Consider the following 17,078-nt stretch of genomic DNA (forward strand, 5'->3'; position numbering starts at 1 on the left):
TGTGTATAAGAGACAGGGCAGCGAGTGATCCTGAACGCCAGCGCCTGCTGCCGCTGATGCTGGAGGGGCTCGGCCAAGCGCGCCGGTGTGGTCTGTTCAGGGTCGATCACTTGCTCCACCTGCGGTGCGACGCCCGCGAGCCCGACCTTCTCGACCTCTTTCTCGCTCATGCCGAGCGGTCCGAACTCCGGTTCGTGACGATCATGGACGACAGGCGGGACCCGGAGCGATTCCGCCTTCTCGAACGGCGCAAGAAAACGCCCCCGGCGGATATCGAGGCGGCGATCCTCTCCCTCGGCACGGCAGGAGACTGCGCCGAAGACAACCGGCGCCGCCTCGTCGCGCACTGCCGTGCATGTCGGCTGCAATTCGCCAGCCATGACGACAGCAGCACGGCGCATATCGAAGAGGCGGTCGGGTTTGGACTCGCCATCTCCGAATTCCCGATCACAATGGAGGCGGCGAAAGCCGCCCGAGCTGCCGGCATGACCATCATCGTCGGTGGGCCAAACCTCGTCGCCGGGCACTCCCATAGCGGCAATGTCTCGGTCCGGGAGCTCGCGCGGGAGGGCCTAATCGACATCATCAGCTCTGATTACATCCCGGCGAGCATTCTGCGCTCCATCTGGCACCTCGCGAGTCAGTCCGATGGGCCGACGCTTGCCGAAGCGGTGGCATTTGGAACCCTGCGACCGGCGGAGACCTTCGGGCTTTCCGATCGTGGCGAGATTGCACCGGGCAAGCGTGCCGATCTGATTCGCGTGGCCGACAGGGCCGGTCCGATTGTCCGCGCGGTTTGGACGGCAGGCCGGCAGGTCCTCTGAAGCGGCCGAGAAAGAGAAGTGCTAGATGTCTGCGACGCAAATCGCTCCCGGCGAGAGAAGTGCCCGTCAAGATTGGATGACATCGCTTGCCAAGGCGCCGCTCGTTGAATTGGAGCGGCACTGGGAAGCCATTGCCCATCCGAAGTTCCAATGGATTCGTCGACCGGAATATGGCGCCGCCATGCTGCGGGGGGCGGTTGGGCGGACCGGCGCTGTCTTCAATCTTGGTGAGGCGACGGTCACTCGCTGCACGCTCCAGATCGAAACGGGCGAAATCGGCGTCGCCTATGTGCTCGGCCGCAACAAGCGCCACGCTGCGCTCGCCGCATTGTTCGACGGGCTGATGCAACGCGACCAAGCCGGCGGGATCGGTGCGATCGCTCCTATTATCGCCGCGCTCAACCAATACGTGCGTGAAGCGGAGCGAGCGGTCTGGCGCGAGACCGAACGCAGCAAGGTCGACTTCTTCATGCTGGGGCGGGAGGCCAACGGCGAATGACGGCTAATCTGATAGCGCCCAACTTTCGCGATCCCGTTCACGAGTCGCAGTCAGCCTTCCGACGCGTCCTGAAGGCCTTGTCGCGGCCTGGCACGCCGGTTTCGCTTCCCGGTCCAGCCCAACCGCCGGTGCCGATGGGCGGCCCGCTCGCTGCCATTGCTCTGACGCTCGCCGACGCGGATTGCCCGATCTGGCTCGACCCGGCACTCTCGACGGAGCCGGTCCGCCGCTACCTTCATTTCCATACCAACGCCCCGCAAGTTGCCGATCCGAAGGCTGCGGCCATAGCGCTGATTGGTGATGCTGGTCGCTTGCCGCCTATCAGTGGCTTCCATCCGGGCGAGGCGGCCTATCCAGACCGCTCGACGACGCTTGTCCTCCAGGTGCCCGCGCTGACCGGCGGGGCGCCCGTCCGGCTCTCCGGACCGGGAATTGAAACTACCGCAACCCTCGCGCCGCAGGGACTGCCGGACTGGTTCTGGCAAGTCTGGCGGGAGAATGCCGCACGCTATCCCCTGGGCGTCGACATCTTCCTCACCGACGACAGCACCGTCGTCGGCCTTCCGCGCTCGACTAAGGCCGAAGGACCATGATCACCTCCATCAAGGGCGGTGAAGCCGCGATCGCCGCCTCGCACCGGCTTCTCGCCAAACGCCGGCGTGGCAACCCGGCTATCGCCGATCTCGGCGTGGACCAGATCCGCGAGCAATTGTCGCTCGCCGTCGATCGGGTGATGGGCGAGGGCTCGCTCTACGACCCGTCACTAGCGGCACTGGCAATCAAGCAGGCCGAGGGCGATCTCACTGAGGCAATCTATCTGTTGCGGGCGTTCCGGACTACGCTGATCAGATTCGGTTATACCGAATCAATCGACGCGGCGGCGATGGTGGTGCGTCGACGGATCGCGACAACACACAAGGACGTGCCGGGTGGCCAACTTCTCGGACCGACGTACGACTATACGCATCGCTTGCTCGATATCGCGTTGTTGGGAGATGTTGGCGGCGACGATCTTTCCGATCTCGCCGGCGACGACGAAGGGAAGAACGAGGGTGGTAGCATTAGAGATCCCGAGCCCAACGCGATGGCTCACGCGTTGACGAGAGACTGCGGCGTGTTGGCGCGAGCAGACATCGTCGAGGAGGCCCGACCGAACGAAGAAGGAAAGGTCGCCGATATCACTCGCAACCCTGTGGTGTTTCCGTCCAGAAGGGACGAGCGACTGCAAGCGCTCGCACGCGGAGACGAGGGCTTTCTCATGGGGCTCTGCTACTCGACCATGCGCGGCTACGGACGCAATCATCCTTTCATCGCCGAACTACGCTACGGTGACGCAACCGTTGTCCTCTCTATCCCTGAACTTGACATACCGGTCGGCGTCGGAACGGTCCGCCTCACCGAATGTCAGACAGTGCATCTGACCACCGGCGACGGGTCTCTGCCGCCGCGTTACACGCGGGGCTATGGACTCGTCTTTGGCCATAACGAACGGAAGGCGCTCTCCATGGCGATCCTCGACCGCTCATTGCGCTCGGCCGAACTGGGCGAGAGGGGCGCCCACCCTGCTCAGGACGACGAATTCGTCCTCTCACATTCCGATAGCGTCGCAGCTTCTGGTTTGGTGCAGCACCTCAAGCTGCCTCACTATGTCGATTTGCAAGCTGAGATGCAGTTGCTCGATCAAATGCGGGCGGAGTACGCCGCACGTAGAGAGCAGCCCAGTCCCGAGACTATTCCAGAAGCGGACCGGATTACAGAGGTGAATTGTGGAGACTGACCTCCCCTTGGATGACGCCGTCGGCTACAGCTTCGCCTATCTGGACGAGTTGACGAAACGAATGATCCGGCGGGCGATCCTGAAGGCCGTGGCCGTGCCCGGCTATCAAGTGCCGTTCGGTAGCCGCGAGATGCCGCTTCCACCCGGCTGGGGTACCGGCGGGCTCCAGGTCACTGCGAGCATTCTGGGCCGGGACGACCGGCTGAAGGTTATCGATCAGGGCGCCGACGATACTACCAATGCCGTCTCGATCCGCCATTTCTTCGCTAAGGTCGCTGATGTCGCCACGACTGAGCGCACCGGCGAGGCGACGATTATCCAGACCCGCCACCGCATTCCCGAGCGGCCACTGACCGAAGATCAGATCATCGTCTTCCAGGTACCGCAGCCGGAGCCTATGCGACGCTTCATTCCGGAGGAAGCGGTTGCGCGCAAGATTCATGCCTTTGCGCGCTACGGCGTAATGTACGTGCGCCTCTACGAGGACATTTCCCGGCTGGGCCAAGTCGCCATGTCGAGCGACTATCCAGTCATCGTCAACGGACGCTATCTTACCTCGCCAACGCCAATACCCAAATTTGATAATCCCAAACTTCACCGTAGCCGGGCGCTTGCTATTTTCGGCGCGGGACGCGAGCAGCGCATCCACGCCATCCCACCGTTCACCGATGTCAAAAGCCTCGATTTCGTCGACCATCCCTTCACAGTGCAGCGCTTTGAGGCGTGCTGCTCGATCTGCGGTGCGCAGGACAGCTATCTCGACGAAATCCTCCTCGATGATCGCGGTACCCGGGCCTTTGTCTGCTCAGATACCGCCTATTGCGCCGAACGTCGCGACGAAAGGAGCGATGCATGAAACCGAGGGCGAGGGAAATTCTGCGGGCAGAACGCCTCTTCAAGGCCTTCGGACGGGTATCAGCCTGCAACGCGGTATCGTTTTCGCTCCGTCAGGGTGAAGTTCTTGGCATTGTCGGGGAAAGCGGCTCAGGCAAGTCCACGCTACTCCGCTGCATTGCTGGCCACATCCAGCCGGATGAAGGCATGGTCCGGATCGCCTCTGACGACTATGTCGTTGATCTTTGGGCCATGGATGAAGCCTCGCGTGCGCAATTCCTGCCGACAATGGTCTCACTCATCCACCAGAACCCGCGCGACGGATTGCGCCTCGATATCACTGCTGGCGGCAATATTGCCGAACCTCTGATGGCTGCTGGTGGCCGGCACTACGGTTCGTTACGCGCAACGGCGCTGGAATGGCTTGAGAAGGTCGATATCGAGGGGCGGCGCATCGACGACCTGCCGGAGGTGTTCTCGGGTGGCATGCAGCAGCGGCTGCAGATCGCCCGGGGACTTGCTACCCACCCTCGTCTCGTACTGATGGACGAGCCAACCGGCGGCCTCGATGTCTCGGTCCAGGCAAAGCTCCTTGATTTGTTGCGCAACCTCGTCCGCGAACTTGGCATCGCTGTTGTTGTCGTCACCCACGACATCGGCGTCGCGCGTCTGCTCGCGGACCGGCTGATGGTGATGCAGCGCGGGCGGGTGATCGAGGAGGGGCTGACCGATCAGGTCCTCGACGATCCTCACCACCCCTATACGCAATTGCTCGTCTCCTCCGTGTTGCAGGTCTAACCAAAGGCAGCTTCATGACCATCCTTGTCAGCGTCGGCGGTCTGTCGAAGACATTTACGCTTCACACTCAGGGCGGCGCAGAACTCGAAGTCTTCGACGGCATCTCGCTTGATGTCCAAGCGGGCGAGTGCGTTTGCCTGCACGGCCCCTCTGGGGCCGGCAAGTCGACGTTGCTGCGCTCGCTATACGCGAACTACAAGCCAAACGCCGGGTCCATCGTCGTGCAACATCACGGTGAATCGATCGACCTCGTCAGCGCCGAACCTTGGGAAGTGGTTGAGGTTCGGCGGCGCACGATCGGTTATGTCAGTCAGTTCCTACGCGTTATCCCGCGCGTCGCCAGCATCGACGTCGTCACCGAACCGGCGATCGCCATTGGTGTTCGGGTAGATGACGCACATGTGAAGGCGAAGGAGCTGCTCGCTCGCCTCAACATCCCTAAGCGGCTCTGGTCGCTGGCGCCCGCCACTTTCTCTGGCGGCGAGCAGCAGCGTGTCAACATTGCCCGTGGCTTCATGGTCGACTATCCTATCCTCCTTCTGGACGAACCTACGGCGTCGCTCGACTCTTCCAATCGTAAGGTTGTCACCGCTCTCATCAATGAGGCTAAGGCACGCGGTGTCGCGATTGTAGGCATCTTCCATGACGAGGAGGTAAGGAATACTGTCACTGACAGACTATTCGAGATTGGAAAGGCGAGCAGGACGAGACGGTCTTTGGCCGCAGCCGCGTCGGAGGCTATCGCCTGATGTCCGACGAGCGGCGCCACGCGATCTGTACAGTCCTCGCTGGTGGCATCCGCTGACACGAGCAGCCGCTCGTTGGATGGGACGAGACGCCTCCCAGACCGCGTGCCGCAGCTTTGCCCCACTTATCGAGGCGCGATCGACTGCGACCCAGTCGTTATGGCTTCCATACGACGCTCAAGGCGCCGTTTCGTCTCGCCGCCGGCAGATGAATCGACGAGCTCGACAATGCCCTTGCGAACTTCGTCGCAGCGAGTTGGCCGTACCCACTCGGCCCGCTCCAGCTTTTTTGTGCTCGTTCCGGCAACTCCCGATGCTTAGGGCGTTTGCCTCCCATATCGTTTGAGGCATTCGACCAGTTCCGGGAACAATTGAACGAAAGGGAGTACGGACGCCTCGGTAATCCTTTCGACAATATCGAGACCACGTACTGGCGCGCGTTGAGTCCTTATGTGTTCGCCCGGTTTCGCTTCCATATGCCTCTGACCGACGAACTTTCGCCTATGGCGCAATCGCGGGGGCGCGGAAGGGGCTGAGCAATACTGTTCAGTGCGCTGAAGACCGAAGACTATGCCATCGATGCCCTAACGCCTTTCGAGCAGGACCGGCTCGGTGCTGATTTCATCGTCGATTCGCGCCTTCCATTGAAGAGCGGAGCGCAGCATCATGACGAAGCCTGGCTTCAGCAGCCAGCTCGTCCTAGTGATCGGACAAAGTGGTGCCGGCAAGGATCCACTGATCGATGACGCGAGTGACCGTCACCGACGTGAACATCGGATTCACTTCGTCCGGCGCGTCATCACCCCGCCTCGGCCGGGAGGAGGACGAACCTGTCGAGGACGCCGAATTCCGGAAACGGGTCGGGAGCGGAGCATTGGCCCTATATTGATATTGGGAGCCGCACTGGCTAAATTACGGTCTTCCTAGCATCATCGACGATGACTTGCTCAGGGGCATGCGGTCGTCGCAAACGGCTCGCGCGCGCTCATGCCTGAGGCACGTTGCCGCTACGCCAATCTTCAGGTCATCGGCATCTCGGTCGTTCCGAATGAACGGTTAGAAAGGCGCGGACAGAAACGAGGTTGCCTTAGGTGTTTAGTCCCGGCATTTTCTGGAGCGGATTGAGCTTGAATCGTTCTGGCTGGGAAGTCCAGCATTTGCAGATGTATTCGTAGGGCGTGAGGCCCTTCAGGGTCTTTAGCCGCCGAGCATAGTTGTAGGCGTTGATGAAGTCGGCGAGGTGGGCTTCGAGCTGATCGTGTCGATCGTAGTGATAGCGTTGGACGGTCGCTTCCTTGATCGTGCGGTTCATGCGTTCGACCTGGCCATTGGTCCAGGGATGCTTGATCTTGGTCAGCCGATGTTCGATCCCGTTCTCTTGGCAACGCATGTCGAACATGTGCGTCGCGTATCTTGCCGTCGGGCCGTCCGCATAGCGCGGTGGGAAGGTGAACTGGATTCCATTATCGGTGAGAACCGTGTGGATCTCGTAGGGGACAGCAGCAATCAGAGCTTCGAGGAAGGCCGCGGCCGAGGTCCTCCCCGTCTTCCTCGCCAGTTGCACGAACGCGAACTTGCTGGTGCGATCGATCGCGACATAGAGGTAGAGCTTGCCTTCGGCGGTCTGGAGCTCGGCGATGTCGATGCGGAAATAGCCGATCGGATAAGCCTTGAACTTCTTCTTCGCGGGCCTGCTGCCTTCGACCTCTCCGGCAATCGGCTGATGCCGTGGCGCTGGAGGCAGCGATGCAGGGAAGACCGCGTCAGATGGGGAATGGTGGGCTGCAGAGCATAGAGGCAATCGTCGAGTGGCAGCAGCGTATGCTGCCGGAAAGCGACGATGATCGCCTCCTCCTCGATGGAGAGCACGGTGGACTTAGCATTCTTGGGGCCAGTCGGGAGATCGGCGACGGACTCACGCTGCTTCCACTTTGCGACAGTCTTCTGGTTGATCCCATAGCGCCTGGCTAGGCCTCTCAGGCTCTCTTGACTATTTTGTATTGCTCGACGGACTGCCTCCGTCGTGGTGGCGCAGCCGTGTAAAATTTGTCCCATAGCGCTTCCTTCGAATCGTGCGACAAGGATGCACCATCAAAGTCCGGGACAAAACACCTAGCGCTACTCCGTCGGTTCCCTGTCGACTACCAATATTGGCATTTGATCTAGGTGACAGGAACATGCCACCTGCCAATTGATGAAGGTCGGGCTGGCCAGCGCGCCTACGTGGAATTCGGCATGCAACATGAACCGAGATCTGTCCTCGCTGACAGACCTGATCGACACTGCACTGCGAAGGGGTTGCGCGTTCAGACCTGCTCCGGACTTGAACTCTTCTTCCTCATGAAAGCGCATGAGCGCGTCGCAGACTTGATTGAACTGCCGGTGCTGTTTGACGCGGAGAGCCGCTTCGTGCGCCTCCTGGCGTGTAACCTCTGTCAGCGTGGCCCTGCCGGCGTCGCGCTCGATTACAGCAACTCGACCAAGATGAGTTCGCATGTTGGCGTGCGGCATTCCTTCATCGATATCAATACATTCTCCGGCCGGGCGCGGGCAGCGACGAATACCTGTTACCGCGGAGCGTTGCATCGACGACGATACGGCAGACAGGATTCAAGAACATCCTCCTCCAATAAGCGGATGGCTGGCTGAGAGGAATCGATGTTAGTCGCTGTTGTCGGCGCCGGGATGATGGGCGCGTCGTTGGCACTTCATCTCGCCAGAAATGAAATGACCGTGCTATTGTTTGATGGTGCCGCCCCTGGCTCCGGGGCGACCGGATCAAGTTTCGCCTGCCTTAACTTCTTCACGGGGGCGACTTCGGACTACATGCAGTTCAGGTCCGAAGCCCTTGACTACCATGCGGAACTTGCAGGTCAGATTGGTGTGGCAGACGCCATTAGAAGAACGGGAACATTGCGTTGGTCAACCAAATCCAGGGAAAACAAGAAACTGCTTCAGGCAGCAAAAATGGCCGAGGGACAGGGAAGAACGGTAGAGTACCTGTCACGAAATGATGCGTTAAGCCTTGAGCCAAATCTGAGCATCGTCGGGCGTCCCGAGGTTATTGTGCGAGTCCCGCAAGAGGGATGGCTCGATTCTGTTTATTTCACAAAGTGCGTGATCGACACTGCCGTTGGTAACGGGCTCGTCCACTACGTTTCTGAAAAATGTACTAGAATGGAGCCTCTCAACCAAGGCGTCGTGCTGTGGACTAATCGTACTTCCTATCTTGTCGATGCAGTCGTGCTTGCTAGTGGCATCGGGATCAATCTTCTCCTTGAAGATCTCGCATGCCCGCCGCTTGTTGATGAGATGCCCGAGGTGCTTACCCTGCTACAGTATTTCGGTCCACCGATCGAGCATGTTGTCTTTGCTAATCATATTCATTTCCGGGCAAACGGGCGTTCGTCTCTCATCGTCGGCAATGCACACGATCGCACGGACCTCCGCGACGCTGGCATAGCGGCCAAGGCTGCCGGGCGGCATGTCTTGTCGGTAAAGGGCGAGCTCAAAGAACCTTCCTTTGGAGCATCCATTACCGCGCAGATAGGGATCCGTCCCGTTTCCAAAGATGGCTACCCGATTGTCGGCCGACTACCTGGTCAAGAGCGGATATTCGTTGCGGTTGCGCATGCAGGTATCACGCTTGCCCCGTATGTCGCGCTACTGTTAACCACGGAAATTGCAACGGGCGCACTAATTGAGGAGCTCGACGCCTTTCGGCCCGATCGTTTCTATCGTCCGATAGACCAATAATCGCGGGATCCAGGTGGAATCAAGAGGTGGCCCGGCAACTCTGGGATTCACGCGGCATCAGTAAAAGCACTCGTTCGAAGTGCTGCTTCCGCAATTCACCTCTCGTGTTTGCTGTGGTTAGCGCTGACGGCAAACATTCGTAGACGGGTCTGAGGACCACAGAGTGAGGGAGCAGCCTCTGATGCCTGAGATTTCGGTCGAAGGGCCTACCCTCATGGCCAATAAAGATCATGATCGTCAGAGAGGAGGACAGAATGGAAGGAGCCGGGCCCCTCTGCTTCCGGATTATAGGGCATCTCTCCAGGTCGCAACAACCCCACTCGCCCTGGGGAACTATATCGGCAACATTGCCGGATCTATTACTCGGCCCGACTTAATCACGATCTCCACCTCGCCAAGCGCCGTGATATTTGATATCGGGTCTGCACCGAGAATGACGAGGTCGGCTGCCATTCCCGCAGCAACAGTCCCGACTTGATCATCGATGCCTAATAGGATTGCGGCGTTCTGGGTGGCGGCTTCAATGCATTGCATTGGAGTCATCCCCCATTCCTGCATCGTACTGCACTCATCGATCAGATTTCCCACGCTGTCCGAACCAAAGGCAACCATGATTCCTGCGTCAAGAGCATGTCGAAAGCCCATGTTGTGGCGCTCAACGATCTTGGCGCTGTGACGTCTGATGCCTTGACCTCGTCCCCAGTCATTTCGAAGCTCTTTGTAGTTACTGAGAGTGGGCACCAGACCGACGCCCCTTTTTGACATAGCCCTTGCGGTCGCAGCGTTGAGGAATACGCCGTGTTCGATGGTATCAGCTCCAGCCTCGACAGCATTTGCGATCGCTTCGCCGCAAAGCGCGTGCGCCATGCATCGGCGGTTATGGTGGTGCGCAAGATCGAAAGCGGCCTGCATCGTTGCGACGTCCATATTGACAGCGCTCAATGGCTCGTCTTCGTCACGGTTCCATTCGATGCTGGCCATACACTTGATGAAATCAGCGCCGCGCTTAATCATTGTTCCAGCAGCTTTCTTCGCCTCGAGAGGAGTATCCACCTCCACAAAAAACTCGTGCGCGTAGCCCGCTGTTTCAGTAAGGCCTTGAGCGACGGCCAGAATGCGAGGCGCGACGATATCGGATCTTGTAATCGCAGATTTGACTGACAGCGACAATCCTCTGGGGGCGCCCGCGTCACGAACTGTTGTTATGCCCTCTCGCAGGTTTACTAGTGCGTTTTGGATGCCCCGCGTGACCATTAGCGCATCATCAGCACCCGCGCGATCTGTCCGCGAGCCGCGAATTCGTTTTGTTGTTAGATGGTCGTGAGCATTGATGAAGCCTGGCAAAAGATACTTCCCAGTCAGGTCTATAAATCTCGCGTCAGCTTGTTTAGTCAACTCAACTGCAGAGCCGACGGCAATTATGCGATCATCCTCCACAACGATCTGAGCATTTGAAACTGGCTTGCCTCCACGTCCATCGATTAATGTTGCGCCGCTCAATACCAAGTGCATTCTGATCTCCACCATCCGCAGACGGACGATTGTTCTACTAACTAGGTGCGACGCGCTGTGATGATTTCGGTCTCGTAACGCATCTCAGCGCGTTTCTGTTGCAGTGCTTTCGAAGAGACACCGAAAGAGTGGCACATTCTCCTTCGCGGTTACTGCACGATTGTGAACGACAGCGCACGATGCTCGAACCTTTCACGATCGAATAATTCGGCAAAAGAGAATGTTTTTCGCCGTCTTTCAGGCGTGCTTCGGCGCCTAACTCGGCCGTACTTGCAATATCTGAGTAGCCGCCCTCAGGTCTGGAATGCCGTCTCCGCTCGTAACCGGGGAGTGCTACGTCGATGACCGAGAGAAGGTCATCCGCGAAAGCAGTACCCTTCTTGTATTGAACGATCGCGAGGACGCCCCCAGGCGCCAGGACGCGCTGCGCCTGCACCAATTGAGTAGAGCCGTCTTCCGCTTGCACGAGCATGCCGGATGGCGTTCGAGACTCCCCGTGCCGCCGCATGTCTTCATTCGGCTGGGTCGCGAAGATCTGACAGCTAGAGCCCAAAACCGCGGCGGGCCTTCGCGTGAACAGGCCGGTCACGGGGTCGACCTCAATGATGCGACCACCCTTGCAATCACGCAGCACGGGACCTCAATTGTTCTGCAATGCGCGGCGGGTACTTCGGGCCAAACTGATAAGTGTAGCCGAGATTATCAAAATCGTCACAGAGCCCGCGCATCTGGCCCGACGCAAGTTGGTTCGTTGTCGTGCTCTCTAGGGACATATTGTTATCTCCATGACGCCGCGCCTACGGCCGCTCAGTATCTGTCGTACTCTCCCGAGATGATCCTGAGTGCCCTTTCGAGGGTTGAGTCGTCTGATGGGTTGCCGAGGCCGAACCGAATCGCTCTTGGCTCATCCGCTTCACCAATCGTGAAGCCATTGCTCGCCGATACAAGCACGCCAGCTTGCTCAAGCCGCATGGTTAGATCGGTACTTGTTATGTTAGGCGGCGTTGGCATCCAGACATGGAGACCCCCATCCCCAAGTCGGTGATCGATCTTTGTGAGGTATTGACGGACCAAAGTATGCCGCGCGGCGGTTTCGCTACGAACAGCATCGAGGATCTTTCCTATCGATGCAGTCTCAATCAATTCTGTGGCGAGTGCAGCGCTAAAGGGCGCCGTCATCCAAAAGGTTGCCCGGACTCCCGGCCAAAATAGACTCGCCGCCGCCTCCTTTGACGGCGCAACGACATAGGCTACCTTCATTCCCGGCGCGACACTCTTGGCCAAGCCGAGCAGATACCAAGAAATTTCTGGGGCAAGTGCAGAAAGTGGTGGCGGCGCATTTCGCGGAATAAGGCTGTAGATATCATCCTCGATGATGGAGACCCCGAACTCTCTGGCAATCGCGACGATTTCCTTGCGTCTTTCCAACGACATGGTGACGGTGGTCGGGTTTTGAAGCGTCGAAAGAGGGTACGCCGCTTTCGGACGATGGATCTGACACACCTTTCGGAGCGCGTCCGGGATCATGCCGTCGTCATCCATCCGGACCGGCGCCAGGCTTACACTGTAACGGGCTGCAAATCCCTTGATCGGCGGATAGGTTAGCTCATCCACGGCTAGCATTCCACCTGCACCGACGAGGCCGGGAATGAGCATGTTCAGAGTACTTTGTGTGCTGCTTGTCAGGACGATGCGCCCTTCGTCAGCTTGATAACCCAGGCGCGAGGCACAGAATTCAGCACCAGCTCGCCGGTCGTTTACGGTTCCGCACCAACGATGATGCCCGATAATTTCGCTGAGAGGCTCCCTTGCCAAAATGTTGGTTGTTGCGGTGCTGAAGACGGGATCAAAGACATGTGGCACTGGCGGTGGCGGGTTCAGCCTAAGCGCGATCGGGCTGTTGAGCCGTTCGTCAACATGATTCTGAAGTGGGGCTCCCGCCGCTGGAAAAGCATTGTTCATTTGGAACCTCCTAGACAGTGCGCTTCCAGCTATATGAATGTCCTGGCCATCAGAGCTAACGACACTGCAATCGCTGCGACGGTGGCGACCGGAACGCCGATGCCTCGAATTGCCGGGACCTTTACGCAAGTGGACACGTGGAGGACTGCAAGCACTGTAAAAAGCAGAGCTAGTGCCGTGTCGAATGTTTCTCCGGACATTAGCGGTCGGAGCAACAACATCACGGCAAGTAATGGGGTATCATACGAAACCGGAATCCCAATGAACCGAGCGTCAGCGGTTAGTCCGATGTTCTCGAAATAACTCAGCCTAATCGCACCCGCCAAAACCAGGAGGAGACTGGCGAAGAGCGACAGTGCCGACGCTCGACCAACAAGCATAATGATAGCGGCCGGGAACAAGACGCCATGGATGAAGTCGGCAAAGCCATCGAAGCTTTTGCCGAATTCCGCGGCACCTGGACGGCGAAGATGGCTAGTCTTGCGAGCAACAAGCCCGTCCCAATGGTCCAGAAACCAGGTCCAGAGCATTGCCGCAACGCCGAGCTCTATCTTGCCATTGAAGGCCAAGAACAGCCCGATGACGGCAAACAGATAGGCGAGGGCCGTGATAGCATTTGCATAGTCGCGTAGATACCCGATCATCACCTTGCTCCGGCTGTCAGTTAGTGGAAAGGTGCCGCGCAAGGCGCCCATCGACAATGCGAAACTTTCCCTACCAGACGGGAAGATCGCTGAAGGCCTCGAGCCAGCAGACGTCACTGGAATCCGCACTTCAAGCCCGTCTGGTGAGTGTTCAGGCCGCTGCTTGCCTGGCTTTCAGGCTGTTCAGCGTCTCGACTACGCGTCGCAGTCCGGTCTCCATCAGGTCTGGTGGAGCACCGAAGGAGAGACGCAGGCCGTTCACGTCACCAAAGGTGGTGCCGGCAACGCATGCCACATCGGCTTCGTCTAGGATCAGTCGTGCAATATCGTCGGCGGATCTAATGGGACTTCTAACCGGCAGACCAGAGACAAGCCTACTCAGATCAAGATAAAAGAAGAATGAGCCTTTTGCGCTCGGCGTGGCTACCTCGTTCAAATCAGACAGAATGAGGAGACCGGTGTTGCGAGCCACGGACAGGCGTTGATGCATCGCTCGTTCAAAGCTGCCGTCACCGACCAGGAGGTGGTGCAGGATTGCGTGCTGCGCGATCACGTTGGGATTGGAGGTCGTATGGCTTTGCAGCTTCTTGGCGGCGGAAACGATCTCCCGAGGGGCTGCGAAATAACCTAGGCGCCAACCGGTGATCGCCAACTCCTTGGAGAAGGCGCTGACCAGGATCGTCCGTGAACGCACGCCGGGATGCGCCATGACGATCGACTCATGGTGCGCACCTGTGAATACGAAGCTGGAGTAGCATTCGTCGGAGACGATCCAGAGCTGATAGCTAATTGCGAGATCACCGATGGCCTGAAGAGTCGTTCGATCATAAACTGCGCCGGTAGGATTGTTCGGCGAGTTGATGATAATGGCCTTCGTGTGCGGTGTGACGGCGGCGCGGATTGTGGTGATGTCGGGGATATATGTAGGGGGGCGAGCCTCAACGAACACGGGCTTTGCGCCAGCAAGAAGAACTTGGGACGGGAATGTCGGCCAGCAGGGTCGAATGATAATAACTTCGTCACCCGGATCGATCACGGTCAAGACAGCGTCGAGCAATCCTTGCTTTGCACCTGCAGTGATAACGATATCGTCCGCATTCCAGTCGAAGCCTGTTTCCGCCGACAACTTTTCCGCGACAGCCTTGCGAAGTGGCGGCATACCGATGGAATCGGTATAGCGGTTCGCCCCAGCATTGATCGCAGTAATCGCTCCCTCGCGCACCGATAATGGTGACTCGATGATAACTTCTCCGGCTGCGAGATCGATGACCTGACGACCGGCTGCGGCAGCAGCCTCGGATGCCTCACGGGCGGCAGCAGTGCCCGAACCTGAAAATAAAGACAATCGTTGCGCCAACATGTGCGCTAACTCCTCAGCTGACTGTAGAGCTCGTGAAGGTGATCCGAACTGTTTGGCTGCCGCTACTCTGCTTCGCCAGATATTACCTATCCGCCAGGTTGAAACCCCGCGCGCATGGCGATCGTACTACAGAGTGCGCCATGCGCTTACATGGCGGAGCAGAAGTCAGCGTTGAAGCAGATCAGATCGCGCAGCCCTTCTGCGGCCGACGAGTCAGCGTTTCGATCAGGTCCGTTAGCGAGCGCAGATATTGGTTGATGTTGCATGCCGATTCCCTGTAAATGACATCTTGACCTCTGCAACGTTCATTAGGCAATGAATGCCATGCGTTTGTCATGTCAATCAATTGCTAACGTTGGTAGTTGACCAGAGCGCAAGGCTTGTACGCTGGATTTGCGGCTCTTTTAGTCAGGAGCGACATCGAACTTGCTCCTGGCGACGCAATCGTCGTGAAGTGCAAATCGGGTGGTGGTTTCAGCTTGTTGTAAGCGCTGCAGCTGCTCACCTTCGCTACGCGGCCAGCGCTCACCGCAGGTGTAACGAGCAAGACGCGTCCCGCCTTAGACGACCTTGGCTGTCTTCATCTATATCAGCTAATGTCGTGTTCAGTGCGAACGGTGCTGTCGGATCTCCGACGCAAGTCGCAATTGCTTCGATGTGCTTAACACATCGCAATCGGTCTTTCGATCCGCTGAAGCCGTTGATTTGACGCCCGATCTTCGAGAGTGTCCCGACTGGTACGGCGCTTGCTATTCTCATCTCAGGTCCTCGCAGCTACTGACGAATTCCGAAACGATGGAGCCGCGCTCATACCGCCGCTCGTGCCGCCTTCGGCAACGACCGGCGTCCTAGGCTGCGCGATAATTTTGGTTGGTCTGCTTTTTGGTGCCGGAAGCGGCCGGAACCAACAGTGCCAGGAGGGCGATTGTAACCTTGAGTGCTCAACGAAGGAGGTGGTCATGAATAAGCCCATTACATGGGAGCTCTATGATGGTCGCGCGATAGGCTATGATGAGTATAGACCCAAATATCCTGAGGACATCTTTGGCATCCTGTCGCGCTATCATGCGGGACCTGCGCCGATTCGGTCAGCCGCGGATGTTGGTGCCGGAACCGGCATCTTCAGTCGACAACTCATGGAGTCAATGCCAAGCATTGAGAGGTTGACCTGCGTTGATGCGAACTCGGACATGGCGGAAATCGCTAAGCAGCGTTCAGCCACGTTTGGTGGGTTCGAGGTGCTGGTCGGGTTTGCTGAGAACCTCCCGCTGCCAGATCGTTCATGCGACCTTGTAACAGCAGCAACATCGGCCCACTGGTTCGATAGGCCGCTATTTTACCAAGAGGCCACGAGAGTGCTAAAGCGTTCTGGAACGTTGCTGCTCCTGCAGAACAACCACCGCTACTGGAAGAGTGCATTCCTGGATGACTTCTACAGCTTTCAAGAACGCCATATCCCTGAATATTGTCGGGGTCACTACTCGGATTTTTCCGGCAGCTACGCGAAAGTCGATTTTGAGACGGAACTCCGTTCGCGTTCGGATCTAATAGCGGTAGAGCGAAATAAACTAGAATGGTGCCAGACGGTTACCGCAAATCAGTTTCGGGGCTACTGTTATACCATGTCGCATATAAAAAAGGCGATCGATCGATCTGGCGCCGCCGCAATCGCTCAGGACATCGATGCGCTTCTGGAGCGGCACCAAAATTCGTCAGGCGATGTGGCCGTTGAATGGCTCACCGACATCGTCTTGAGTAGAGCCTCCCCTTAGAGGCGCTCTGGACTCCAAGCTCCTAGGCTCACAGGATCTCTTGGCCCTTAGTAAGTCGTTTGGAAGATTGTCGATGCATTCCCGGTGGTTTGGCTACGTCTCGACGCGCGCTTGTTGTATCCGCGACAATACAGCACGAGAGTCTTTGGAGCACGTTGTTACCCTTGCAGGTTCCAAGATGACCGATGTCGTTGAAATGAGCGGCGGGCGCCCGTTTCCGCGATTTGCGCGGTGCTTGCTAGGGATTGCCCGGTAACATGAGGCCCGCGCAAGAGCACCATCACGTGATCTCCCGGCCCTTTCTGCGCCCGCAATCTAGCTTATGTGGCACGCTAATATGACCTTCGTCGATGCTCATCCCAAAATTTCGGCATGTCGATGACGCCGAGCAGGAGCGCTTCGCGTCATTCCGCGTGCCGATGTCATCAAGCGCGCAGCGCGCATCGGCGCTGAAACCCCTGGAGGGGCGGCGGCAGGTCGAGATAAGCAGCTGGAGCTGGAAGGCGGGTGATGTCGCGATCTGGGACCACGCAACATTATGCGATCAACGATTACGGCGACCAACATCGCGTCGTTCGTCGGGCCACCATTGAT

General features: G+C 58.2%; 15 protein-coding genes and 2 pseudogenes. 12 read left to right on the top strand and 5 right to left on the bottom strand.

The features are described from left to right. The 8 genes from Q2941_RS46395 to Q2941_RS46430 form a co-directional block, all read left to right on the top strand. The coding region (locus tag Q2941_RS46395) for an alpha-D-ribose 1-methylphosphonate 5-triphosphate diphosphatase (RefSeq protein ID WP_458196781.1) at nucleotides 1-824 on the top strand (824 nt) is incomplete at its 5' end. A 25-nt stretch (nucleotides 825-849) separates the two neighbouring features. Beyond that, on the top strand, nucleotides 850-1,323 hold the full coding sequence (gene phnG, locus Q2941_RS46400) for a phosphonate C-P lyase system protein PhnG (protein WP_458196782.1): 474 nt from the start codon (nucleotides 850-852) through the stop codon (nucleotides 1,321-1,323). Next, entirely contained in the window at nucleotides 1,320-1,916 is a 597-nt protein-coding gene (gene phnH / locus Q2941_RS46405; RefSeq protein WP_458196783.1) for a phosphonate C-P lyase system protein PhnH, read from the top strand. The genes phnG and phnH overlap by 4 nt, the downstream gene beginning before the upstream one ends. Then, entirely contained in the window at nucleotides 1,913-3,100 is a 1,188-nt protein-coding gene (locus tag Q2941_RS46410; RefSeq protein ID WP_458196784.1) for a carbon-phosphorus lyase complex subunit, read from the top strand. The genes phnH and Q2941_RS46410 overlap by 4 nt, the downstream gene beginning before the upstream one ends. Nucleotides 3,101-3,161: 61 nt before the next feature. Beyond that, nucleotides 3,162-3,956, top strand: a complete 795-nt coding sequence (locus tag Q2941_RS46415; protein WP_458196793.1) for an alpha-D-ribose 1-methylphosphonate 5-phosphate C-P-lyase PhnJ — start codon at nucleotides 3,162-3,164, stop codon at nucleotides 3,954-3,956. Beyond that, nucleotides 3,953-4,732 (top strand): phosphonate C-P lyase system protein PhnK, encoded by a 780-nt coding sequence (gene phnK / locus Q2941_RS46420; RefSeq protein ID WP_458196785.1) that lies wholly within the window; start codon nucleotides 3,953-3,955, stop codon nucleotides 4,730-4,732. Before Q2941_RS46415 ends, phnK begins: the two co-directional genes overlap by 4 nt. Nucleotides 4,733-4,746: 14 nt before the next feature. Further along, nucleotides 4,747-5,481, top strand: a complete 735-nt coding sequence (phnL, locus tag Q2941_RS46425) for a phosphonate C-P lyase system protein PhnL (RefSeq protein WP_458196786.1) — start codon at nucleotides 4,747-4,749, stop codon at nucleotides 5,479-5,481. Between the two features lie 209 nt (nucleotides 5,482-5,690). Continuing rightward, complete coding sequence (locus tag Q2941_RS46430; protein ID WP_458196794.1) at nucleotides 5,691-6,014, top strand: DUF1045 domain-containing protein; 324 nt, start codon at nucleotides 5,691-5,693, stop codon at nucleotides 6,012-6,014. 551 nt (nucleotides 6,015-6,565) lie between these two features. Here the strand turns inward: Q2941_RS46430 and Q2941_RS46435 are convergent. Further along, nucleotides 6,566-7,533, bottom strand: a pseudogene (locus tag Q2941_RS46435) (IS481 family transposase). A 243-nt stretch (nucleotides 7,534-7,776) separates the two neighbouring features. Between Q2941_RS46435 and Q2941_RS46440 the strand changes: the two are divergent. Continuing rightward, nucleotides 7,777-8,127 (top strand): hypothetical protein, encoded by a 351-nt coding sequence (locus Q2941_RS46440; RefSeq protein ID WP_458196787.1) that lies wholly within the window; start codon nucleotides 7,777-7,779, stop codon nucleotides 8,125-8,127. Between the two features lie 9 nt (nucleotides 8,128-8,136). Continuing rightward, complete coding sequence (locus tag Q2941_RS46445) at nucleotides 8,137-9,234, top strand: NAD(P)/FAD-dependent oxidoreductase (protein WP_458196788.1); 1,098 nt, start codon at nucleotides 8,137-8,139, stop codon at nucleotides 9,232-9,234. A gap of 333 nt (nucleotides 9,235-9,567) precedes the next feature. On the opposite strand, the gene Q2941_RS46450 is transcribed toward Q2941_RS46445, so the two are convergent. The 4 genes from Q2941_RS46450 to Q2941_RS46465 all read right to left on the bottom strand — a co-directional run bounded on the left by Q2941_RS46450 (nucleotide 9,568) and on the right by Q2941_RS46465 (nucleotide 14,712). Continuing rightward, a complete protein-coding gene (locus Q2941_RS46450) occupies nucleotides 9,568-10,746 on the bottom strand; it encodes an amidohydrolase family protein (RefSeq protein WP_458196789.1) in 1,179 nt (392 codons plus the stop codon). A gap of 807 nt (nucleotides 10,747-11,553) precedes the next feature. Further along, the gene (locus Q2941_RS46455) at nucleotides 11,554-12,708 is read right to left on the bottom strand and encodes an aminotransferase-like domain-containing protein (RefSeq protein ID WP_458196790.1); all 1,155 of its coding nucleotides are present in this window, start codon (nucleotides 12,706-12,708) and stop codon (nucleotides 11,554-11,556) included. A gap of 29 nt (nucleotides 12,709-12,737) precedes the next feature. Next, entirely contained in the window at nucleotides 12,738-13,403 is a 666-nt protein-coding gene (locus Q2941_RS46460; protein ID WP_458196795.1) for a CDP-alcohol phosphatidyltransferase family protein, read from the bottom strand. A 100-nt stretch (nucleotides 13,404-13,503) separates the two neighbouring features. Then, the gene (locus Q2941_RS46465; protein WP_458196791.1) at nucleotides 13,504-14,712 is read right to left on the bottom strand and encodes a pyridoxal phosphate-dependent aminotransferase; all 1,209 of its coding nucleotides are present in this window, start codon (nucleotides 14,710-14,712) and stop codon (nucleotides 13,504-13,506) included. A gap of 959 nt (nucleotides 14,713-15,671) precedes the next feature. Here Q2941_RS46465 and Q2941_RS46470 point away from each other — a divergent pair. Then, entirely contained in the window at nucleotides 15,672-16,484 is an 813-nt protein-coding gene (locus tag Q2941_RS46470; protein ID WP_458196792.1) for a class I SAM-dependent methyltransferase, read from the top strand. A 491-nt stretch (nucleotides 16,485-16,975) separates the two neighbouring features. Then, nucleotides 16,976-17,078 (top strand): annotated as a pseudogene (locus Q2941_RS46475) (TauD/TfdA family dioxygenase); the annotation flags it as partial.

It is taken from the genome of Bradyrhizobium sp. UFLA05-153 (genome assembly GCF_054185185.1).